The sequence below is a fragment of the Gemmatimonas sp. genome (assembly GCF_044376735.1).
In the GTDB taxonomy this organism is placed as follows: Bacteria; Gemmatimonadota; Gemmatimonadetes; order Gemmatimonadales; family Gemmatimonadaceae; genus Gemmatimonas.
Genome location: NZ_JBILKJ010000007.1, coordinates 1 through 20,908, shown reverse-complemented (window position 1 = coordinate 20,908; position 20,908 = coordinate 1). Strand labels below are relative to the sequence as shown.

Below are 20,908 nucleotides of genomic sequence, written 5' to 3'. Positions count from 1 at the left end.
CAACTAGCGCATCCGCACGGCTCCGGACAACATACCTACGCCATGCTGACCCTGCACCTTACCAACGGCGATCATGCCGCGAGCGCACTCGCGCGATCTGGCCTGCCCGGGGACATCGTCTCCTGGCGTGACCTGCTGCACGACGGACCTGTGCCGCCTGATGACGACCTCGGGGCCTTTCATCGCGTGCGGGCCGAGTTTCTGGCCGAAAGAGGATGGTCGAGTGTGGCGACGGTGGTCGCCGACTTCGAACAGCGTGATGCGCGGCTGGAGGATGCGGCCGCTGGTGACGAGGTCGTGCTGTGGTTCGAGCCCGATCTGTACGACCAGCTGCAGTTGATCCAGATCCTGTCGCGGTTCGAACAGCGGGCACCGGGGGATCGTCCGCGCCTTTCGATCGTTCCCGCCGACTGCTACTTCGGGGAGATGCGGCCGGAGATGTTCGCGCCGTTGTACGCGGCACGCCGTGCGATCACGCCGGAGGATCTGGCGCACGGCGCGGTGACGTGGCGCGCCTTCACGTCGAACACGCCCGACGATCTGCTGGCGGTGACTCTCCGGCTCGACCGCGCCGTGACGGCGCGCACGTACGCGTCCGACGATCTCGTCCGGCTGCCGCATCTGGCGGCCGCGTTGCGGCGTCAGCTCGAGGAGTATCCGGATGTGGACGCGGGATTGTCGCGTAGCGAGCGGCAGATGTGCGAGGCGCTGTCGCCGGGCGCCATGTCGCTCGGTAAGTTGTTCCTGGCGCATCAGGCCACGGAGTCGTGGGTGTGGCTCGGCGATGGCTGCTTCGCGTGGTACGCCGAGCGTCTGAGCGATTGCGCCCATCCGATCCTGGTGCACACCAACGGGTCGCGGGTCATCGCGCCGCGGCGCGAGGGCAGCGGTCGCGGTTTCTGGGAGCGTGCGGTGCAGCTCACGCCCTTCGGTCAGGATGTGGTGCGGATGCGTGCCGATGCGGTGGCGGCCAACGGCATCGATCGCTGGATCGGAGGCGCCCATTGTCGCCTGACGCAGTACTGGCGTTGGAACGCGCGCACGCAGCGCACCGAACTTTTTCCCCGCGGTTGATGGACACCACTCCCGATTCCGACGCCGACCTGCTGGCGATGCTCGAAGCGGACATGACGCTGGACGCGGCGCGGCCGATTCTGGAGCTGGCCGCCAGCTACTTCGCCGACACGCGTCGGGGCGAGGGGCCGGTGTCCACGTGGCACAGCGCGCAGGTGATCGCCGACCGGATCGCCGGCCCGATGCCGCGCGCCCCGCGCCCGCTGGCGGATGTGGCGCGTCGCCTGTCGTCGCTGCTGTTGGAGGACGTGAACCGCTTGGCGCATCCGATGTACATCGGGCATCAGGTATCGGCGCCGCTGCCGGCGGCGGTGTGGACCGATGCCCTGATCAGCGCGCTCAATCAATCGCAGGCGGTGCGCGAGATGTCACCGTCGTTCACGCCACTGGAGCATCAGGTGATCGCGTGGATGACCGACCTGGTGGGGTGGGATGAGCAGGCCGGTGGTACGATGACGTCGGGTGGCACCGAAGCGACGTTTGCCGCGCTGTTGGCGGCGCGCAGTCGCGCGGTGCCCGACGCGTGGACGAACGGGCTGGGGGCGCACGTGCCGGTGGTGGTGTGCGGCGAGCATGCGCACTACGCCGTGTCGCGCGCGGCTGGTGAGATGGGACTCGGCGTGTCGCGCGTGATCCTCGTGCCGTCGCGAGCGCTGCGCATGGATGTCGACGCCCTGCGCGAGCGACTGGCGGCGCTGCGGGCCGAGGGCACGCCGGTCATGGCCGTGGTGGCGACGGCCGGGTGCACCGCGACGGGAAGCTTCGATGATCTGGGCGCGGTGGCCGATCTCTGTGACGAGTTTGCGGACGATCACGGCCCGCTGTGGCTGCACGTCGATGCGGCGCATGGCGGGGCGGCGATGCTGTCGCCGCGGCACCGGCACCGCGTGCAGGGGCTGTCGCGGGCGCGGTCGCTGGCGTGGGATCCGCACAAGACGCTGATGCTGCCGTTGGCGGCAGGGATGGTGCTGGTGCGCGATCAGGACGACCTCACGCGCGCCTTCACACAGGAGGCGCCGTATCTGTTCAGCTCCGGCTCCGACGCCCGGATCTGGGACATGGGCCCGCGCTCCTTCCAGTGTTCGCGACGGGCCGACGTGCTGAAATTGTGGGTCGCGATCGAACGCTATGGCGTGGACAATCTGGCGCGGCTGTACGACCGGCTCTGTCGGATGGCGCAGACGCTGCACGGCTTGCTCAGCGCCCGCGGCGACTTCACGCCGTTGCACGAACCGATGTCGAACATTCTCTGTTTCGCGTGGACGCCGCCGGGCGTGGCGGCGGACGATCTGGACGCGTTGACCGATGCGCTGCGCGAACGGTACAATCGCTCGGGCCGTGGCTGGATCACGGCGACCACGCTGGACGGCCGTCGCGTGCTGCGCATCACGGTGATGAATGCGCGGACCGATGAGACGCACCTTGCCAGGCTGGTGGACGGATTGGTGGCGGAGGCTGCGCTGATCCTGCACACGCACTAGGGTTCACGCTGACCCTTCGCGGCACCCGGTCGCGTTGGTACGCTACTGCGAAGCCGATTTGTCTGCACCGCCCCGCCGTTGGCGGGCGCACCATGCTCCTGACCGAGCGGCGCCATGCCGCTGCCATCAGGGGTCTCGATACAGATCACTCCTTTGGAGAAGCCGTGACAACCCCGCTCCAACCCAAACGTGGTTCCGACCTCCTGCACGACCCCGTCCTGAACAAGGGGACCGCCTTCAGCGATGCCGAGCGCGACGCCTTCGGCCTGCGCGGGCTGCTGCCGCCGCGGGTGATGTCGCAGGACGAGCAGATGGCGCGCATCCTGCCCGGGGTGCGGTCGAAGCCGACACCGCTGGAGCAGTACGCCTATCTGGTCGCGCTGCACGATCGCAACGTGACGCTCTTCTATCGGTTGGTGATGGATCACCTCGAAGAGTTGATGCCGGTGCTGTACACGCCCACGGTCGGACAGGCGTGTGAGGAGTTCGGCCGCATCTTCCGGCGGAGCCGCGGCATGTACATCACGGCCGCCGACAAGGGGCACGTGGCGGAGGTGCTCGCCAACTGGCCGCAGGACGACGTCCGCATGATCGTCGTGACCGATGGCGAACGCATTCTCGGTCTGGGCGATCTCGGGGCCAACGGCATGGGCATCCCGATCGGGAAGCTCACGTTGTACACGGCGTGCGCGGGCGTGTCGCCGAATGAGTGCTTGCCGATCACGATCGACGTGGGCACGAACAACACGGCGCTGCGCGAGAGTCATTCCTACGTGGGGCTGCGCCAGCCGCGGTTGCGTGGCGCCGAGTACGACGAGTTGCTGGACGAATTCATCGAGGCGGTGCAGGCGCGCTTTCCGCTGGCGTGTCTGCAGTTCGAAGACTTCGGCAATCACAACGCCTTCTCGCTGCTCGAGCGGTGGCGCGATCGTATCTGCACGTTCAACGACGACATTCAGGGCACGGCGTCGGTGGCGTTGGCGGGGCTCTTCTCGGCCGCGCGCATCAGCGGCACACCGCTGCGTGACATGCGCCTGCTGTTTCTCGGCGCGGGTGAGGCCGGCATCGGGATCGGCGACCTGGTGGTCGAAGCGCTCTGCTCGGAAGGGATGCCGCTGGAAGAGGCGCGCCGGCACTGCTGGTTCGTGGATTCGAAGGGGCTGGTGGAGCACACGCGCACCGACCTGGCGGACCACAAGAAGCCGTATGCGCATGAGCACGCGCCGGTGAGCACGCTGCTGGAGGCGGTGGAGTCGCTCAAGCCGCACGCCATCATCGGGGTGTCGGGAACACCGAACACCTTCACCAAGGAGGTGCTCGAGGCGATGGCGCGGGAGCATACGCGGCCGATCGTCCTTGCGCTCTCCAATCCCACGTCAAAGGCCGAGTGCACGGCGCTGCAGGCCTATTCGGCCACCGGCGGACGCGCCATCTTCGCCAGCGGCAGTCCGTTCGCGCCGGTGACGTACAAGGGCAAGACGCATGTGCCGGGGCAGGGCAATAACGCGTACATCTTCCCCGGCGTCGGCCTCGGCGTGATCGTGAGCGCGTCGTCCCGCGTGACGGAAGCGATGTTCGCCACCGCAGCGCGTACCCTCGCCTCGCTGGTGACCGACGACGATCTGGCGATGGGACGCATTTATCCCAGCCTGTCGCGCATTCGCGACGTGTCACGCGCCATCGCCATCGACGTGGCCACGCTGGCTTTCGACAGTGGGTTGGCGCGCGTGGAGCGGCCGGATGACATCGCGGCCGCCGTGACAGCCGCGATGTTCGAACCGCACTACGTATCGTTGCTGTAGGTCGGAACCGCCGGGAGAGGCAACGGAGTCCGCCATCCATATCGATCTCGAATTCAGTGCGCACGCAATGCGCGACATGGCCGATCAGGTTGTCGCGCGCTGCGTGGAGCACATCACCACGCTGCCCACCCAGCCGCTGTACGGCGTGCACGAGGCGGAAGCGCTGTGTGAACGCCTACGCGAGCCGTCGCCGGCGTCGGGCACGCCGCTGCCCGTGCTGCTCGACGCGCTCTTCACGACGTACATCCCCCAGTCGTTCAACACGCCGTCACCGGGCTATCTCGCGTACATCCCCGGCGGCGGCCTGTTTCCGGCGGCGCTGGCGGATTTCATCGCCGATACCACGAATCGCTACACCGGCATCTGGCAGGCGGCACCGGCGCTGGTGCAACTGGAAGCGAATGCGCTGGAGTGGCTGCGCGAATGGATGGGATTTCCCGAGGGGACGCGCGGGGTATTCACCACCGGTGGCTCGATGGCCACGTTCAATGCCGTGTTGTGCGCGCGTGAACGGCATCTGGGCGTCGATATCCGCCGTGGTGTGCTGTATACGTCGGATCAGGTGCACCATTGCGTGAACAAGTCGGCGAAGCTGGCCGGCATCATGCCCGATCGCGTGCGCTCCATTCCCACGGATTCCCGGTTCCATCTGCGGGTCGATGCGCTGCGCGAGGCGATCGCGCAGGATCGTCGCGACGGGTTCCTGCCGTTCATGGTGGTCTCGAACGCGGGCACGACGAACACGGGTGCGGTGGACCCACTCGATGCCATCGCCGATTTATGCGCCGAGGAACAGCTGTGGCATCACGTGGACGGGGCCTACGGCGCGTTCTTCCAGCTGTGCGCGGATACACGCGCTGTGCTGCGGGGGATCGAGCGGGCGGATTCGCTCACGCTCGATCCGCACAAGGGCATGTTCATGCCGTACGGCACCGGCGCGCTGCTGGTGCGCGACGGCGCCGCGTTGCGGGCGGCGCACGGGGCCACGGCGGACTATCTGCCCGACATGCCGAGCGCCGTGGAGTTCTACGATCCGAGCCAACATGGGCCCGACCTGTCGCGCGGCTTTCCGGGGCTGCGCATGTGGCTCACGATCAAGCTGTACGGCGCCGATGCATTCCGGGGGGCAATCGACGAGAAGCGCGCGCTGGCGCTCGACGCGGCAGCGCGGGTCGCGCAGTTGCCGCATGTGGTGATGGACGCGCCGCCGGAGCTGTCGCTGTTTCCGTTTCACCTGTCGTGGCCCGGTGCCACGTTGGCGCAGGAAGACGCGGCCACGCGCGAGTTGATGGCAGCCACGTCGCAGCGCGGGCGCGTGATGATCAGCGGCGCGGTGGCGGGTGGCCGGTATGTGGGGCGGGTGTGTGTGTTGAGCTTCCGGACGCACGCCGCGCAGATCGACCATCTGGTGGAAGACATGGCGGACGCCATCGCCGAGGTGGTGGCCAAGCACCGGACGGCGTCGGCGTAGCGACAGCACCTTCCTTGAGCGGCCCCTGCTGTATCTGACCGGCCGCGCGACGCTGCTTACAAGGCCTTCCTGATCGCCGCGTCGAGGTTCTGCGTGCCGCCTACGCCGGTGTACACGATCTTGCCGGCCTTGTTGACGACCACCACGTAGCTGGTGGCCGGCACGTCGTAGGCGCCGCTGACGGTGCCCTTTTTGTCGTACAGCAACTCGCCGCCGAGCTTGTTGGCCTTCTGCCAGCCCTTCACGCGCTCGATGGACTGGTTCACCGACACGGCGACCGTGACGAACTTCACCTGCGCGCCATGCTTGGTCATGGCAGCGCGCATAGCGGGCTCGAGCTGCTTGCAGTTGCCGCACCACGTGGCCCAGAACTCGATCACGACGGGCGTCTTGCCGAGGTAGGCGGCGAGATCGACGGTTTTGCCGTCGAGGGTCTCGAGGGGTCCGGCCGGGGCGGTTTCGCCGATCGCGATGCCGAGGTCCTGGGCGAGGGCGGGGGTGGCGGAGAGGGTGAGGGCGGCGAGGGCGAGGCGGAGGGCGCGGAGGACGCGATGCATGTGAGTTTCGGGTTGCGAGTGAGAGTTGGGGGTTGTGAGTTTGCGCGACTCGTTACGCGTCACTCTCACGCGCTACGCGAAACTCACGGGTGATCCTTCAGAAGAACACCTGCCCCATCTTCACCAAGTAATACTCCGCCATGCCGAGCATGACGAAGGCAAAGAGCTTCTTTACCGTCAGCATCCACGCACCAGCGCGCGGTAATCGCGACAGTGAGCCCGCTGAGAGGCCGACGACGACCAGCAGCGTGCACATGCCCAGCGAGAAGGTGAAGAGGTAGAGGAAGCCAAGCAGGGCGGAGCCGGTGGTGGAGACCCAGGTGAGAACGGCGGCCATGACCGGGGCGGAGCAGGGGGCGGCCACGAGTCCGGAGGCGGCGCCCATGATGAAAGCACCCGCGACGCGTCCGCCGGTTCCGGCGTTGGCGGCGCGCTGCATGATGGCGGCGGGGACGCGGACGGGGATGACGTCGAACATGGACAGGGCGGCCAGCATGAGCAGATTCGCCATGGCGAAGTAGGCCCACGGGTTGGCCGAGACCGTGCCGAACATGGTGCCGGTGAGGCCGGCGAGGAGTCCGAGTCCGGCGTAGACGGAGGCCAGTCCGAACACATAGGTGAGCGAAAGGCCAAGCGGGCGCCACTTTGACGCTTTGATGGCGCCTGACTGTTCCGATGATGACTGACCGCCAACGATCGCGGCCGTGATCGGGATCATCGGGTAGATGCAGGGGGTGAGCGACGTCAGGACGCCGGCCCCGAACAACAGCGGGAGGGCCGATGCCGGATTGGACGAGAGCTGCGCGGAGACGTCGGCGATCTGCGTGAGAGCAATCATGTGGGGAAGATACGGTCGGGAGTGGGCGAGCGTTCCCGGGGGTTCACCGCTCGTGCCGATCGCGGCTCTGGCGCACGGGCTGCAATAGGGGGATCATGCGTGCTGGCCCCTTCCCTGATGAGGTGTTGATGTTCGGACCGAAGATGTCGCTGATGCTCCTGGCCGCTGCCAGCCTGTCGACCAGCGTCGGTTTGCCTGCGCAGGTCGTGCGCCCCGATGCCGACCCGCGCCTCGCGCAGCTGGTGGCATCGGTGTCGCAGGCGCGCTTGCAGGCCACCGCAACCAAACTCGCCGGCTTCGGCACGCGCGCGACGCTCTCCGACACGCTGTCGACCACGCGCGGCATCGGGGCGGCCCGGCGCTGGATCTACGACGAGTTCAAGCGGATGAGCCCCAAGCTGCAGGTGTCGTACGACCGGCACATGCTGGCCCAGCAGGGACGCATCACGCGCGAGGTGGAGTTGGTGAACGTGGTGGCGGTGCTGCCGGGCAAGAGTGCGCGCCGCGTGTACATCACGGGGCACTACGACACGGTGAACTCGCGTCGCCCAGTCGGTGCCGACGCCACGGCCACCGCCGCCGGTCGCGGCACGACGCCCAGCCAGCCGCTGGTGCGTCCCACCATCGACGACAACGCCGATGCGCCCGGGGCGAACGACGACGGCAGTGGCACGTCGCTCACGATGGAGCTGGCACGGGTCTTCGCCGAGAGCGGCATCGAGTTCGACGCCACGCTGGTGTTCGTGACGTGGGCCGGTGAAGAGCAGGGGCTGATCGGCTCGATGGCCCATGCCACGGCGCTGCGCAACGCGAAGGGCGTGGTGGAAGCGAACTTCAATAACGACATCGTGGGCAGCAGCCTGGGTGGCAACGGCATCATCGACGGCGAGAGCGTGAAGATCTACTCGCTCGGTCCGGAAGACTCGCCGAACCGTTCGCTGGCGCGCTACGTGCAACGGGTGGCCGGCATCTATGTGCCGTCGCACACCATCCGCCTGATGGCGCGTGAAGACCGGTTCGGTCGCGGCAGCGATCACTCGTCGTTCACCGCCAACGACTTTCCGGCGATCGTCTTCCGCGAAGCGAACGAGAATTACGAACGGCAGCACTCCCCCGACGACAAGCTCGAAGGAATGGATTTCCGGTATCTCACGCAGAACGCGCGGGTGAATGCGGCATCGGCGGCGTCGGTCGCGCTGGCGCCACCGGCGCCGCGTGTGACCACGGGCGGAGGGTCACCGACGCTGGGACGCGGCGCGTCGGGGTATGACGCCAGCTTGCAGTGGCAGCCGTCGCCGGGCGCGGTGGCGTATCGCGTGTATTGGCGCGACGCGTGGACGAACGACTGGCAGAAATCGCAGGTGGTGGGCAACGTGACCACGCTGCTCCTGCCGAACGTGTCGATCGACGACTACGTGTTCGGGGTGGCGGCGATCGGCGCCGACGGCCACGAAAGCGTGATCAGCGCGTACGTGAGCCCAACGCGCAAGATGACCGACGTGTTGCTCAAGAAGTAACTGTCCTCGCGTTCACCTTTTTCCACTCAGGAGCGCATCATGATTCGACGGGAGTTTCTCGTGACCTCGGCATTGGGAACGGCGGGCGCCGTAGCGCATTCGATGGGCGGATCCGCAAGCGGAGCCGCCGAGTCGAACCAGGACATTTCGACGTATGTGGACGGCATGCCGACGGCGCCCATGCGCACCGAACGCGCCACGCGGAAAATCCTGATCGCGGGCGGCGGCTTCGGTACGGCGTTCATCCGCTACATGGCGCAGCTCACCGGCAAACCGCGCCCACGCCTGCTGTATCTGCCAACCGCCTCGGCCGACCGCGATACGTCGGCACTCAACTGGTACAAGGCCTGCGCGCCGTTGAACGTCGAGCCGCACGTGCAGAACATGTTCATCGCCAGCACCGCGCAGTCATTGGGGTGGGACGAGGTACTGCTGTCGATGGACGGCATCGTGGCGTCGGGCGGGAACACGCTGAATCAGCAGGCGATCTGGAAGGCGCAGGGGATCGACGTGCTCCTGCGGCAGGCGTGGGATCGCGGCATCGTGCTGGGCGGCGCGAGCGCCGGCTCGCTCTGCTGGTTCGAGGAGGGCACCACGGACTCGCGTCCCAAGGCGCTCTCCACGGTGCAATGTCTGGGCTTCATTCCGGGCAGTCACTCGCCGCACTACGACGCCGAGCCGGGTCGTCGGCCGCTGTACCAGAAGCTGATCGGCTCCGGCGAGATGAAGCCGGGCTACGCCTGCGACAACGACGCGGGCATCTACTTCGAGGAGACGGCAGTGAAGCGTGTGGTGCACACGCGACCGGCCGCCAAGTGCTACTACGTGAGCCGGGTGGACGGGAAGGTGGTGGAGCGCACTCTGGAACCCGAGGCCATCTAGCTAGTTTTCAGGGCTTACGCTTTTTCCCCGCTCTTCGACTTTCGCTTTTCGGATTCGGCCCAACATATGGCTCCGCAGTTCATCTACGTCATGAAGGCGCTGCGCAAGGTGGTTCCACCTTCGCGCATCATCCTCGATGACATCTGGTTGTCGTTCTACCCTGGCGCGAAGATCGGTGTGCTCGGTCCGAACGGCGCCGGTAAGTCGTCGCTGCTGCGCATCATGGCGGGTGTCGATACCGAGTTTCAGGGTGAGGCGTGGGCCCACAAGGGCACGCGCATCGGCTATCTGGCGCAGGAGCCGGAACTCGATCCCACGCTCGACGTGCGTGGCAACGTGGAACTCGCCCTCAAGGCGCAGCGTGATGCGTTGAACGAGTTCAACGAGATCTCGCTCAAGTTTGCCGAGCCCGATGCGGACTTCGATGCGTTGATCGAGCGGCAGGGGAAGCTGCAGGAGTACATCGACCAGCACGATCTGTGGAACCTCGACAACAAGATCGAGGTGGCCATGGACGCGCTGCGCCTGCCGCCGGGCGACGCCGACGTGACCAAGCTGTCGGGTGGTGAAAAGCGTCGCGTGGCGCTGTGCAAGATCCTGCTGGAAGAGCCCGACATGCTGCTGCTCGACGAGCCCACCAACCACCTCGATGCCGAAAGCGTGGCGTGGCTGGAGCATCATCTCGAGCGCTACACCGGCACCGTGGTCGCCATCACCCACGATCGCTACTTCCTCGACAACGTGGCGAAGTGGATTCTCGAGCTCGATCGCGGCAAAGGCGTGCCCTACGAGGGCAACTACTCCGGCTGGCTGGAGCAGAAGCAAGCTCGTATGGCGCTCGAAGAGAAGCAGGCGAGCACGCGTCAGAAGACCTTGCAGCGCGAGCTCGAGTGGGTGCGCATGTCGCCGCGCGCGCGTCAGGCCAAGAACAAGGCGCGTTTGGCCGCGTACGAGGATCTGGCGAGCGAAGCGCAGCAGGATCGCGCGATGCAGAACGAAATCGTGATTCCGCCGGCGCCGCGCTTGGGCAACGACGTGGTGATCGCGAAGGGGCTCAAGAAGTCGTACGGCGACAAGCTGCTGTTCGACAATCTGTCGTTCGACCTGCCGCGGGCCGGCATCGTAGGCATCATCGGTCCCAACGGCGCCGGTAAGACCACGTTGTTCCGCATGATCAATGGTCTCGAGACGCCCGATGGTGGCGAGCTCAAGATCGGTGAAACGGTGCAGATCTCGTATCAGGATCAGTCGCGCACGCTCGAGGGCAAGCGCACGCTGTGGGAAGAGATCTCGGGTGGACGCGAGACGATCACCGTGGGCAAGCGCGAAATGAACTCACGCGCGTATGCGGCGAGCTTCAACTTCAAGGGCGCCGATCAGCAGAAGCTGGTGGCGAACCTGTCGGGTGGTGAGCGCAACCGGTTGCACCTGGCGAAGACGGTGCTGCAGGGTGGCAACCTGCTGCTGCTCGACGAACCGACGAACGATCTCGACGTGGATACACTGCGCGCGCTGGAAGACGCGGTGCTCGATTTCTCCGGCTGCGCGGTGATCATCTCCCACGATCGCTGGTTCCTGGATCGTGTGGCGACGCACATTCTGGCGTTCGAGGGTGACTCGGAGACGGTGTGGTTCGAGGGGAACTACGGCGCGTACATCGAGGATTTGAAGCGCCGGAAGGGTCCGGATGCGGACATGCCGACGCGGATCAAGTATAAGAAGTTGGTGCGCTCGTAAGCCGGCTTGCTGGTGGATGGATCGTGGTACGCGGGGGCTGGGGCGTTCAAGGGGTCAGAGTCGTTGAACGCTCGTTCAAGGGGTCAGAGTCGTTGAACTCGTTCAACGACTCTGACCCCTTGAACTGGCCGCTTGAACAACTCGAGGCGGCTTTGGAACACCCTCGGCCGCCCCAGCCCCGGCGAGGGGAGTGGTGCCGCCGCGGCGCGAGGCCTCCATCCGTCGACTCGCCGAACGGAGTCGCGGCTGTTCCGGATGGGCAGGCATCCCGAGGTATCGACTGTTAGTGCCAAAGCGGCCTGATACATTCCCTCATGGACTTGCCCGACATCTCCTCGCGACGCGATCTCTACGGCCTCACGCGCGCTGAGCTGCAGCAGCAGCTGGTGCACTGGGGCCTCAAGCCCGTGCATGCCAACCGGCTGTGGAGGTATTTGTACATCGACCTCGTGTCGTCGTTTGACGAGATGCCCGAGCTGTTGCCCGCGTTGGCTGCGCGTCTGCGAGCGGAAATGACACTGGGCGTACTGCCCACGTCGCTCGAGACGGCGTCGAGCGATGGATTCACGCGAAAGTATCTGCTGTCGCTCCCAGACGCCGCCACCATCGAGACCGTGCTGATGAAGTTCACGGGGCGCGTCACCGCCTGCGTGAGTTCACAGGTTGGCTGCGCCATGGGGTGCGTCTTCTGTGCGACGGGACAGATGGGGTACACACGTCATCTCACACCGGGCGAGATCGTCGCGCAGGCCGTGCATGTGGCGCGCGTGCTGCGCCGCGAGGCGCCGGCCGGCGCGATGACGCGCCAGACGCGACATGGGCTCGGCACTCGCCTGCGGAACCTGGTGCTGATGGGGATGGGCGAGCCGTTGCACAACTACGACGCGGTGATGCAGGCGATCGAGATTCTCCTCGATCCCCACGGGCCGGCGCTTGCTGCCGAGCGCATCACGCTGAGCACCGTGGGTGTCGTGCCGGGCATTCTTCGCATGGCGGCGGAACAGCGTCCGGTGCATCTGGCGGTCTCGCTTCACGCGGCCACGCAGGCCGAGCGGGCGGCGCTGGTGCCCTCTGCGCGCAAGTGGCCGCTCGACGAACTGATGGCCGCGTGTCGTACGTACAGTGCGACGACCGGTCGCCGCATCTTCTACGAGTGGACATTGATCGAGGGGCAGAACGACGGTACGGACCAGGCGCGCGCCGTGGGTACGCTGCTGCGCGGGTTGCCGGCGCACGTGAACCTCATTCCGCTCAATCCGACCACTGGCTACGACGGTGCGCCCACGCGCACCGAGGCGGCGACCCGCTTTAAGCAGGTGCTGGCGGAGGAGTTCGCCCTGCCGAGTACGGTGCGCCAGCGGCGTGGGATCGACATTGCGGCGGGCTGCGGGCAGCTGGCGGTGAAGACGCGCTGAGTGAGTTCAAGGGGTCAAAGAGTTCAAGGGGTCAGAGTCGTTGAACAAAGTGTTCAACGACTCTGACCCCTTGAACTCTTGACCCCTTGAACTCTTTGACCCCTTGAACAGCTACGGCCGGCAGTTGGCGGCGGCGACTCGCGCGCGCACCTCGGCGGCATCGCGCGGGCGGCTGGCGGCGTCGGGGGCGCGGAAGGTGACGACGTAGGCGCCGTCGGGCATCTCGTCGCGGCGCACACGGCTGTAGCCCACGGCGCCGAGTTCGCAGATGAGCAGCCGCGGCGGGGTGCCATGTCGGTCGGTCGGCGCATCCTGATCGAGAATCGCCAACCGCCCTCCAGCGCGGAACGCTGGCGCGAGCCGATAGAGCAGGGCGTACGGGTCGCTGATCTCGTGATACATGTGAATCATCAGCGCCACGTCGATACTGGCCGCGGGCAACGCCGGATCGCCGGGGGTTCCCGCGATCACTTCCACATTGGTCCATTTGGCGTCGGCGACGCGCTCACGAAGCATGGAGAGGTAGCGCGGCTCGATGTCCTGCCCGTACACCAGACCGCGCGCGCCCACCCGCTCACTGAGGTGCCGCACGTAATAGCCGTCGCCGGCGCCGATATCCGCCACGCGCTGTCCGGCGCGGATGTTCAGGATGTTCATCACCTTCTCCGCTTCGCCGAATGCGTCGCGGTCATTCTCAGCGATCCACCGCGGAGCGACGATGCGCGAAACGGGGCGGTTGGGCGCCGGAAACTCCGCCGCCGCGGTCTGCGCACTCGCGGTCTGTGCGGCCGTCGTCTGTGCGGAGGCGGTACCGGCCAGCCCGAGGTACGCCGCCAGGCTGGCGGCCGTCGTCCAGCGCGTCACGCGACGGCGGGCGCTCGTGCGGGGGAGGGAAAGCGCGGGCAGGCACATGTGCGCACACAAAAGGCGCGACGACGAACGGAGGCGGAGCATCATGGTGATCTCGGAAACAAGTGGGGTGGCACGGGACAGACGCACGAACGCTTCTCAATCGGCTTGTTGAACCACGATGGCGCACACGGCGTCGATCAGCCTCGCGCGCAGTACGACCGCCCGCTCACTCAGCTCGCGCTGTCGCCGCTGATACTCGTCGCGCCCCTCCGATGTTTCGATGCGCACGGGTGCGAAGCCCATCGCCGCCAGGTCGTAGGGACCCGCCTGCATGTCGAGCACGCGCAGCTCCACAGCGAGCGTGAAGCACGCCCAGAGCAGATCGCTGCCGATCCACGGCATCGCGGTAAAGGCCCAGCGATACAGGTCCATGTTCGCGTGGATGCACCCGGGCTGCTCGCTGTCATGGCGGGTGGCCCATTCCAGCGGCACGCGGTTCATCGGCTTGGCCGCTGGGGCGAAGAAGCGGAAGGCATCAAAGTGACTGCAGGCCACCGGACGACTCTCCACGAAGGCGTCCACCTCCGCCTGCGGTAAACGGAGCGGTGCGATCTCGGCGTGGCGCACGTCGTGGCCGCCGTACACCATCGCCCACTCGTGCATGCCGTAGCAGCCGAAGTGCGCGGGGCGGGCCTCGGTGGCGCGCAGCACGCGCAGCGCGTGGTCGAGCGTTGCCCGCTCCGCTGGCGACAGCGCGTTCGCATCACGACCAATCCCGAGGTCCGACGCTACGTAGACGGGCGCCGTGAAGCGCTCGCGCGCTTCGCGACTGTTCTCCAACCGCTCGTGGGCGTCGGGATGCCAGGTCTCGAGCTTCCCAGCGGGGTAGTGATAGTACTGGAACAGAAAGTCGTAGACCGGATGCACATCACCACGCGCACGCCGCTCCCGCCACGGGCTCGTGAAGTGCTGCACGCGCACACGATGCGCCACGGCTCGCGATTGCCACTGGGCCGTGGACAACAGCGAGAGGCCGGCGGTCACGCGAAGTCCGGGCGCCGCTTGCCGTGCGCTGTGGCCTGCTCGAAGGCGTGCGCCAGCTGCAGCAGCGCCCAGTCGCCGCGCGGCCTGCCCACGATCTGCGCGCCGACGGGGAGGCCGCTGGCGCTGAAGCCGGCGGGCACGCTGATGGCGGGGCACTGCATGAACGTCACGTACCACGCGCTGCGCATCCAGTCGATGTAGGTCGGCATCGCGACGCCGGCCACCCGCGTGGGGTACTCGGTGGTGATGTCGAACGGCTCCACCTGGGTGACGGGACACACATACGCATCGTACTTCGCGAAGAACTGCTGCACGTGACGGTACATCTGCGCCTGTCGCGCGTTGGCCCTGGCCACATCGACGGCGCCCTGCCGTTCGGCTTCGGCGATCTCCCACTTCACGGTGTCCTTGAACAGCGTGGGATTGTCGCGATTGAGCTTCGCGTAGCTGGTGTGATAGGTGAGATGCCGCAGCGTGGGGAAGGCGTCGTCGACACCGCTGAAATCGGGCTCGGCGTCTTCCACGATGCACCCCATGTCGATGAAGGCTTGCCGGTTGGCGTTGAGCACGCGCGTAATTTCCGGCTCGAAGGGCAAGCCACCCATGGAGGTGAACCACGCGATGCGCTTGCCTTTCATGCTGGCGGCGAGCGGACGTCGGAAGAGCGACGGATCATCGGTGAGCGATGTGGGATCGGGGGCGTGCACACCGGCGATCGCACTGAGAAAGAGGGCCACGTCTTCAACGGAGCGCGCCATCGGGCCGCTGGTGGAGAGTGGCGACCACGAGCCATCGTCGTCGGGGACGCGCCCGGGCGACGGACGAAAGCCTACGATGTTGTTCCACGCGCCCGGATTGCGCAGCGAGCCGCCAGTATCGCTGCCATCGGCGATCGGCAGCAGGTTGCAGTTCAGTGCACAGGCCGCGCCGCCGCTGGAGCCGCCCACGGTTTTCTGCAGGTTGAACCCGTTGCGCGTGGCGCCGAACACCGCGTTGAAGGTGTTCGAGCCAGCGCCGAACTCCGGCGTGTTGGTTTTGCCGATCGTGATGGCGCCAGCAGCGCGAATACGCTGCACGATCAGGGCATCGGCGGTCGGCACGTTGTCCTTGTACAGCAGCGAGCCCTTGGTGGTGCGGATGCCCGCCGTGTCGACGAGATCCTTGTGCGCAATCGGCAAGCCGTGCAGCGGTCCAAGCGGCGCTCCGCGCGCCTGCCGTTCATCGGCGGCCTTCGCCCACGCGCGCGCCTGCTCGGGTACCAGCGTGACGATGGCGTTCACCGTGGGGTTTACGCGCTCGATGCGCGCCAGATGCGCCTCGAGCACTTCGCGGGCCGATACGCTCTTGCGGCGGATGCGCGCGGCGAGCTCGGTGGCCGAGAGCGACGTGAGTTCGTCGTCGGGTGTGAGGTCGGGTCCGGACATGGCGGGGGTGTTCGCGGAGAGCGCACGCGGGAGCGCGCCGGTGACGGCCGCGGCACCGACGAGTTGGGTGAAGGCGCGGCGGGAGAGCGAATCGGACATCGTCTGGCTCCGGGAGATACACCGAAACAGTGTGGAAATGAACGGCATCGAATCGTTCGGTGAAAATGTACACACCACTGGTGTACAAACCCGCGGCACGCCACGCTCGGCCTGCAGCCCGTAGCCATTTGGGGGCATTCCTCCAACCCGCCCGACCCCGCACCCCGGGGGAGCGCCCACGCCGTGATCTGGTGCGGCCCGTTGCCTCTGCAGGGGGACGTGCGAAACATCGGCGCCGTTCCTGCCGTACGTCCCGCACCCCTATCTCCACGGAGTGTTCGTGTCCATCTCGACGACGTCGCGCCTCGCCGCGATTCTCACCGCCGGAGCAGCGTTGACGCTGCTCCCCGTGGCCGGTGTCACGGCCCAAACCGTGCCGCCGCTTACCCACGAGAGCTATACCCTGCCCAACGGCCTGCGCGTCATCCTCGCCGAGGATCATGCCGCACAGGTCGTGACGGTGAACGTGTGGTACAATGTTGGCTCCCGGAACGAGCGTCCGGGGCGAACCGGTTTCGCGCACCTGTTCGAGCACATGATGTTCCAGGGTTCGGATAATGTGAAGAAAGGCGATCACATGTCGTTCGTCGAACGCAGCGGTGGCAATATGAACGGCTCCACCGCCGACGACCGCACGAATTACTACGAATCGCTCCCCTCGAACCGGCTCAATCTCGGGCTCTGGCTCGAGGCCGACCGGATGCGCTCGCTCAAGATCACGAAGGAGAACTTCGAGAATCAACGCGAGACGGTGAAGGAAGAGCGGCGCCTGCGCATCGATAACCAGCCGTACAGCGGTGCGTTCCTTGGCGCGATCACGAGTGTGTTCGATGCCAAGAGCTGCTTCGCCTACGCGCACGAAACGATCGGGTCGATGGACGATCTCAATGCGGCCACGCTCGACGACGTCATCGATTTCCACAAGACGTATTACACGCCGAACAACGCCACGCTCGTGGTCACGGGCGATTTCGCACCGTCCGACGCGAAGGCGCTCATCGCCGAGTACTTCGGTGCGATCCCAACGGGGCCGGCGGCCCCCGATGTGCAATGCGACCAGCCCTTCAATACCGGGCTGCAGCGGAAGAGTGTGACCGACAGCAAGGCGAACCTGCCGGCGGTGCTCGTGCTCTGGCGCATTCCGGAATACAAGAGTGCCGACTGGCCGGCGCTCGAATTGCTCAGCACGATCCTCGGCCAAGGGGAGAGCTCGCGTCTGAATCGCATCGTCGTGCGTGACACCAAGGCCGCCGTGGCCGCCCAGGCGCTGGCCGGCATCGGCCCGCGCCGCGGCCCGAATGTCTTCGGGACGCTCGGCATCGCCAACCAGGGCGTCAGCCCCGATTCGGTCGAGAAGCTGCTCCAGCAGGAGATCGCGAGGGTCGGCACGACCGGTGTGGAGGCCGACGAGCTGGCGAAGGCGAAGAACGCGTACCGTGCGGGCAAGGTTGCCGAACTCGAAACATCGATGGGGCGCGCGGAAGCGCTGCACGCGGCCACCATGTTTCTGGGTGACACCAAGGCCGTCAGCACCAATATCGACCGGTACATGGCGGTCACCATCGACGACATCAAGCGTGTGGCCGCCAAGTACCTGCGCCCCGACAACAGCACCATCGTCCTCATCAAGCCGGAGACCAAGACCCCATGATGCACCGAAATGCTATTCGCGTGGGAGCGCTCGGACTGGCGGCCCTGATCTCCGCACCGGTGCTCACGGCGCAGACCGCCCCCTACCCCACGCAGCCGCCGGCCCCGATGCCGCTCAAGCCGGCCGCGCTGCCGCCGTTCCAGGAAGCCACGCTTGGAAACGGCGTCCGCGTGGTGCTGGTGGAGAATCATCGCAATCCGACCATTGCCTACCGGCTCGCCTTGCCTGCCGGCGATGCGTACGATCCCAAGGGGAAGACGGGTACCGCGACCATGGTCGCCGCGCTGCTCACCAAGGGGGCGGGCTCACGTACCGCTGAACAGATTTCGGCGGCGATTGAGGGAACCGGTGGCGGTATGGGCGCCTCGACCGACGAGGATTACCTCAGCGTCTCGGGCTTCGTGCTGTCCAACGCAGCGCCGATTGCCTTCGAGCTGCTGGGCGATGTGATCGCCCGTCCGACGTTCAGCGAGAAGGAGTTCGAGCTCGCGCGGACGCAGACGCTCTCGGGGCTGCAGCTGAACGCCGCCGACCCGGGCTTCCTCGCCGGCAAGTTCTTCCGTGCGGGGCTCTACGGCGCGCATCCGTACGGTGCCACGGCGACGGCATCTACGGTGCGAGCCATTACCCGCGCCGACCTGCAGGCATTTCATGCGACGCGGGTGCGTCCGCGCGGTGCGCTGCTGGTGGTGGCCGGCGACATCACCATGCGTCAGCTGACTACGCTCGCGAATCGGGCGTTCGTGGGCTGGACCGGGGCCCCTGCGTCGGCGGCCGCATTGCCGGCGCCGCCGGTGCGCCGCACCACCGAGATCCTGCTCGTGAATCGTCCGGGCTCGGTGCAGTCGAACCTGCTCGTCGGCAACCTCGCCATCGGCCCCGCTGACAGCGCGCGCTTTGCCGCTATCCTTGCCACGCAGGTGCTGGGTGGCGGCAGCGACGGCCGCCTCTTCACGATCCTGCGTGAGCAGAAGAGCTGGACATACGGTGCCTACGCGAATCTCACGCGAGTGCGCGGCATGGGTCGCTTCGAGGCCAACGCCGAAGTGCGTACGGAGGTCACCGATTCCGCGCTCGTCGAACTGCTGGCGCAGCTCAAGCGGGTCGGTGCCGAACCGATCACCGCCAGCGAGCTCGAAGGCAAGCGTGGGGCGATGGTCGGGTCCTTCCCGCTCACGATCGAGACGCCGCAGGCGCTGGCCGAGCGGGTCGCCAGCATCACGCTCTACGGACTGCCCGCGAACTATCTTCAGACGTATCGCACGAAGATGGCGGCCGTCAATGCGGCGCAGGTGTCGGCGGCGGCGCGGCGCGTCATTCGTCCGCAGCAGTCGCTGATCGTGGTGGTGGGCGATGGCGTGAAGCTGTACGACAAGCTGGTGAAGATCGCGCCCGTCACCATTCGGAACGCCGATGGGGACGTCATGCAGCCGTCGGACCTCACCCCGAAGGTGATGGCGACGGCCTTCGATGTGTCGCAGCTCAAGGCCAGTCGCGATTCGTTCGTGGTGATGGTGCAGGGGAACGCGCTCGGCGCCTCCGTCGTGTCCGTCGAGGCGAAGAATGGCGGCTGGACGATGAGCGAGAACACCAATGTCATGAATGGCATGATCGCGCAGCGTACCACGCTCGAGAGCGACGCGGTGTTGTCACCGGTGTCGTTGCAGCAGGGCGCCTCCATGCAAGGGCAGCAGACCAAAACCGATGTCGCTTTCGCTGGCGGCAAGGCGAAGGGGAGTGCACAGACGCCCTCGCAGACGGGACCGCAGACCAAGGCGATCGACACCGATCTGCCGAGCGGCACCATTGCCTCCGATGCGCTGCAGATGGTGCTGCCGCTCTTCCGCTGGGCGAACAACGCGACGTTCACCGTCAATGTGTTCAACGCTGGCAAAGGGACGGTAGAGCCGATCACGCTCACAGTGGTGGGGAGCGAGTCGGTCACGGTGCCGGCCGGGACCTTCGACAGCTGGAAGATCGAGCAGAAGGGGGGCGAGGCTGCGGTCGTGTTCTACCTGGCGAAGGCGCCGAAGCGCCTCGTGAAGATCAGCCCGGTGGGACAGCCGATCGAGCTGCAGCTCGCGAAGTAACGCCCGGCGGGAGGGCGCCGTCGCGCGAGCGCGCTGGCGAGCGCGCTGGCGCGACGGGCCACCCGAGCGGACATTACGGTCAGGGGAGCGCGTGGTACTGTGGCCCCGACGCGAGGTGCCGGTTCACGGCCATTCGCTCATCATGACCATCATGTGGTGCTCCGTTACATGACACTCGACTTGCAGAACGCCCAGTTGCTGGCAGTCACCGTCATCTTCGCGCTCTTTGCCGGCGCGGAGCTGCTGCTGGGGCATTTCTTTCCGCACGCGGCGTCGGCCGAGGACAACCGGCTGGATGTGGCGGTGGGGCTGACCTTCCCGATCATCTCGGGGACGGTCTTTGCGACGTCCAAGGCCCTGTGCGCGTGGCTGCTGCCGGAGATGCGCGACGCGTGGGCCGACTGGCCCTGGTGGCAGATGGTGTTGGTGCTGCTCGTGGCGGATGACCTCACGCAGTACTGGTGGCATCGCCTTTCGCACACCTCGGTGATGTGGCCGCTGCATCGCGCTCATCATTCGGCGGCTTACATGAGCGTGCGCGTGGTGTATCGCAACAACGCGTTCTACTACGCGCTGATGCCCGGCTTGTGGTTCAGCGGTGCCCTGCTGTATCTCGGCTTCGGCTGGGTGTTCGTGGGGTACAGCGTGGTGAAGCTCACCGTGATCATCGGCGCGCACTCGGCGGTGCGATGGGACCAGTGGCTGTATGCGTGGCGCCCGTTGCGCCCGCTGGCGTGGCTGCTGGAGCGCACGATCTCCACGCCGGCCACGCACTTCGCCCACCATGCGCTCACGCAGGACGATGGTATCGGGCACTACATGGGCAACTACGGCAATCTGCTGTTCTTCTGGGACGTGCTCTTTGGTACGGCGCGCATCACGCGGCAGTATCCGCCGGCCTATGGGTTGAATGACGACCGTCGGCACGGGAGCGAGCGCTGGTATCACCAGCTGTTGTTTCCGATCTTCCGTTC

16 protein-coding genes are annotated in these 20,908 nt (G+C 66.5%); 11 read left to right on the top strand and 5 right to left on the bottom strand.

What is annotated here, in order from left to right; genetic code table 11:
* Window positions 1-42 precede the first annotated feature (42 nt).
* The 4 genes from ACIRA7_RS02005 (at window position 43) to ACIRA7_RS01990 (ending at window position 5,828) form a co-directional block, all read left to right on the top strand.
* On the top strand, window positions 43-1,074 hold the full coding sequence (locus ACIRA7_RS02005; RefSeq protein WP_396219120.1) for a hypothetical protein: 1,032 nt from the start codon (window positions 43-45) through the stop codon (window positions 1,072-1,074).
* Entirely contained in the window at window positions 1,074-2,555 is a 1,482-nt protein-coding gene (locus ACIRA7_RS02000) for a pyridoxal phosphate-dependent decarboxylase family protein (protein ID WP_396219119.1), read from the top strand. Before ACIRA7_RS02005 ends, ACIRA7_RS02000 begins: the two co-directional genes overlap by 1 nt.
* 164 nt (window positions 2,556-2,719) lie before the next feature.
* On the top strand, window positions 2,720-4,357 hold the full coding sequence (locus ACIRA7_RS01995) for an NAD-dependent malic enzyme (RefSeq protein ID WP_396219118.1): 1,638 nt from the start codon (window positions 2,720-2,722) through the stop codon (window positions 4,355-4,357).
* A gap of 67 nt (window positions 4,358-4,424) precedes the next feature.
* Window positions 4,425-5,828, top strand: a complete 1,404-nt coding sequence (locus ACIRA7_RS01990) for a pyridoxal phosphate-dependent decarboxylase family protein (protein ID WP_396219117.1) — start codon at window positions 4,425-4,427, stop codon at window positions 5,826-5,828.
* A gap of 56 nt (window positions 5,829-5,884) precedes the next feature.
* Here ACIRA7_RS01990 and ACIRA7_RS01985 read toward each other — a convergent pair whose 3' ends face one another.
* Together ACIRA7_RS01985 and ACIRA7_RS01980 are read right to left on the bottom strand one after the other, a co-directional pair.
* The gene (locus ACIRA7_RS01985; RefSeq protein WP_396219116.1) at window positions 5,885-6,385 is read right to left on the bottom strand and encodes a TlpA family protein disulfide reductase; all 501 of its coding nucleotides are present in this window, start codon (window positions 6,383-6,385) and stop codon (window positions 5,885-5,887) included.
* A 97-nt stretch (window positions 6,386-6,482) separates the two neighbouring features.
* Window positions 6,483-7,223, bottom strand: coding sequence for a cytochrome c biogenesis protein CcdA (locus ACIRA7_RS01980; protein ID WP_396219115.1), 741 nt, complete (start codon window positions 7,221-7,223; stop codon window positions 6,483-6,485).
* A gap of 128 nt (window positions 7,224-7,351) precedes the next feature.
* Here ACIRA7_RS01980 and ACIRA7_RS01975 point away from each other — a divergent pair, with 128 nt between their 5' ends.
* From ACIRA7_RS01975 to rlmN, 4 genes are all read left to right on the top strand, one after another.
* The gene (locus ACIRA7_RS01975; RefSeq protein WP_396219114.1) at window positions 7,352-8,740 is read left to right on the top strand and encodes a M20/M25/M40 family metallo-hydrolase; all 1,389 of its coding nucleotides are present in this window, start codon (window positions 7,352-7,354) and stop codon (window positions 8,738-8,740) included.
* Window positions 8,741-8,779: 39 nt separating this feature from the next.
* Window positions 8,780-9,622 carry a Type 1 glutamine amidotransferase-like domain-containing protein gene (locus ACIRA7_RS01970; RefSeq protein ID WP_396219113.1) on the top strand — a complete coding sequence of 281 codons (843 nt, stop codon included), beginning with the start codon at window positions 8,780-8,782 and terminating at the stop codon, window positions 9,620-9,622.
* A 66-nt stretch (window positions 9,623-9,688) separates the two neighbouring features.
* Window positions 9,689-11,359, top strand: a complete 1,671-nt coding sequence (ettA, locus tag ACIRA7_RS01965) for an energy-dependent translational throttle protein EttA (RefSeq protein ID WP_396219112.1) — start codon at window positions 9,689-9,691, stop codon at window positions 11,357-11,359.
* Window positions 11,360-11,673: 314 nt separating this feature from the next.
* Window positions 11,674-12,774: a 23S rRNA (adenine(2503)-C(2))-methyltransferase RlmN gene (rlmN, locus tag ACIRA7_RS01960; RefSeq protein ID WP_396219111.1), complete on the top strand. Its 1,101-nt coding sequence runs from the start codon at window positions 11,674-11,676 to the stop codon at window positions 12,772-12,774.
* Between the two features lie 111 nt (window positions 12,775-12,885).
* Here rlmN and ACIRA7_RS01955 read toward each other — a convergent pair whose 3' ends face one another.
* Genes ACIRA7_RS01955 through ACIRA7_RS01945 form a run of 3 tightly spaced genes read right to left on the bottom strand, consistent with a single transcriptional unit; the run spans window position 12,886 to window position 16,193 of the window.
* The gene (locus tag ACIRA7_RS01955; RefSeq protein ID WP_396219110.1) at window positions 12,886-13,731 is read right to left on the bottom strand and encodes a class I SAM-dependent methyltransferase; all 846 of its coding nucleotides are present in this window, start codon (window positions 13,729-13,731) and stop codon (window positions 12,886-12,888) included.
* A gap of 51 nt (window positions 13,732-13,782) precedes the next feature.
* Window positions 13,783-14,670 carry a 3-methyladenine DNA glycosylase gene (locus tag ACIRA7_RS01950; protein WP_396219109.1) on the bottom strand — a complete coding sequence of 296 codons (888 nt, stop codon included), beginning with the start codon at window positions 14,668-14,670 and terminating at the stop codon, window positions 13,783-13,785.
* Window positions 14,667-16,193 carry an amidase gene (locus ACIRA7_RS01945; RefSeq protein WP_396219108.1) on the bottom strand — a complete coding sequence of 509 codons (1,527 nt, stop codon included), beginning with the start codon at window positions 16,191-16,193 and terminating at the stop codon, window positions 14,667-14,669. The genes ACIRA7_RS01950 and ACIRA7_RS01945 overlap by 4 nt, the downstream gene beginning before the upstream one ends.
* Window positions 16,194-16,473: 280 nt before the next feature.
* Here ACIRA7_RS01945 and ACIRA7_RS01940 point away from each other — a divergent pair, with 280 nt between their 5' ends.
* From ACIRA7_RS01940 to ACIRA7_RS01930, 3 genes are all read left to right on the top strand, one after another.
* The gene (locus ACIRA7_RS01940; protein ID WP_396219107.1) at window positions 16,474-17,844 is read left to right on the top strand and encodes a M16 family metallopeptidase; all 1,371 of its coding nucleotides are present in this window, start codon (window positions 16,474-16,476) and stop codon (window positions 17,842-17,844) included.
* Window positions 17,841-19,934, top strand: coding sequence for an insulinase family protein (locus ACIRA7_RS01935; protein WP_396219106.1), 2,094 nt, complete (start codon window positions 17,841-17,843; stop codon window positions 19,932-19,934). The genes ACIRA7_RS01940 and ACIRA7_RS01935 overlap by 4 nt, the downstream gene beginning before the upstream one ends.
* Window positions 19,935-20,102: 168 nt before the next feature.
* On the top strand, window positions 20,103-20,908 hold an 806-nt coding region (locus ACIRA7_RS01930), incomplete at its 3' end, for a sterol desaturase family protein (RefSeq protein ID WP_396219105.1).

What these genes read in the sequence shown, in the direction of transcription:
- ACIRA7_RS02005 (WP_396219120.1), top strand. Translation starts at nt 43, where the DNA reads ATGCTGACCCTGCACCTTACCAACGGCGATCATGCCGCGAGCGCACTC.
- ACIRA7_RS02000 (WP_396219119.1), top strand. Translation starts at nt 1,074, where the DNA reads ATGGACACCACTCCCGATTCCGACGCCGACCTGCTGGCGATGCTCGAA.
- ACIRA7_RS01990 (WP_396219117.1), top strand. Translation starts at nt 4,425, where the DNA reads ATGCGCGACATGGCCGATCAGGTTGTCGCGCGCTGCGTGGAGCACATC.
- ACIRA7_RS01985 (WP_396219116.1), bottom strand. Translation starts at nt 6,385, where the DNA reads ATGCATCGCGTCCTCCGCGCCCTCCGCCTCGCCCTCGCCGCCCTCACC.
- ACIRA7_RS01980 (WP_396219115.1), bottom strand. Translation starts at nt 7,223, where the DNA reads ATGATTGCTCTCACGCAGATCGCCGACGTCTCCGCGCAGCTCTCGTCC.
- ACIRA7_RS01975 (WP_396219114.1), top strand. Translation starts at nt 7,352, where the DNA reads ATGTTCGGACCGAAGATGTCGCTGATGCTCCTGGCCGCTGCCAGCCTG.
- ACIRA7_RS01970 (WP_396219113.1), top strand. Translation starts at nt 8,780, where the DNA reads ATGATTCGACGGGAGTTTCTCGTGACCTCGGCATTGGGAACGGCGGGC.
- ettA (WP_396219112.1), top strand. Translation starts at nt 9,689, where the DNA reads ATGGCTCCGCAGTTCATCTACGTCATGAAGGCGCTGCGCAAGGTGGTT.
- rlmN (WP_396219111.1), top strand. Translation starts at nt 11,674, where the DNA reads ATGGACTTGCCCGACATCTCCTCGCGACGCGATCTCTACGGCCTCACG.
- ACIRA7_RS01955 (WP_396219110.1), bottom strand. Translation starts at nt 13,731, where the DNA reads ATGATGCTCCGCCTCCGTTCGTCGTCGCGCCTTTTGTGTGCGCACATG.
- ACIRA7_RS01945 (WP_396219108.1), bottom strand. Translation starts at nt 16,193, where the DNA reads ATGTCCGATTCGCTCTCCCGCCGCGCCTTCACCCAACTCGTCGGTGCC.
- ACIRA7_RS01935 (WP_396219106.1), top strand. Translation starts at nt 17,841, where the DNA reads ATGATGCACCGAAATGCTATTCGCGTGGGAGCGCTCGGACTGGCGGCC.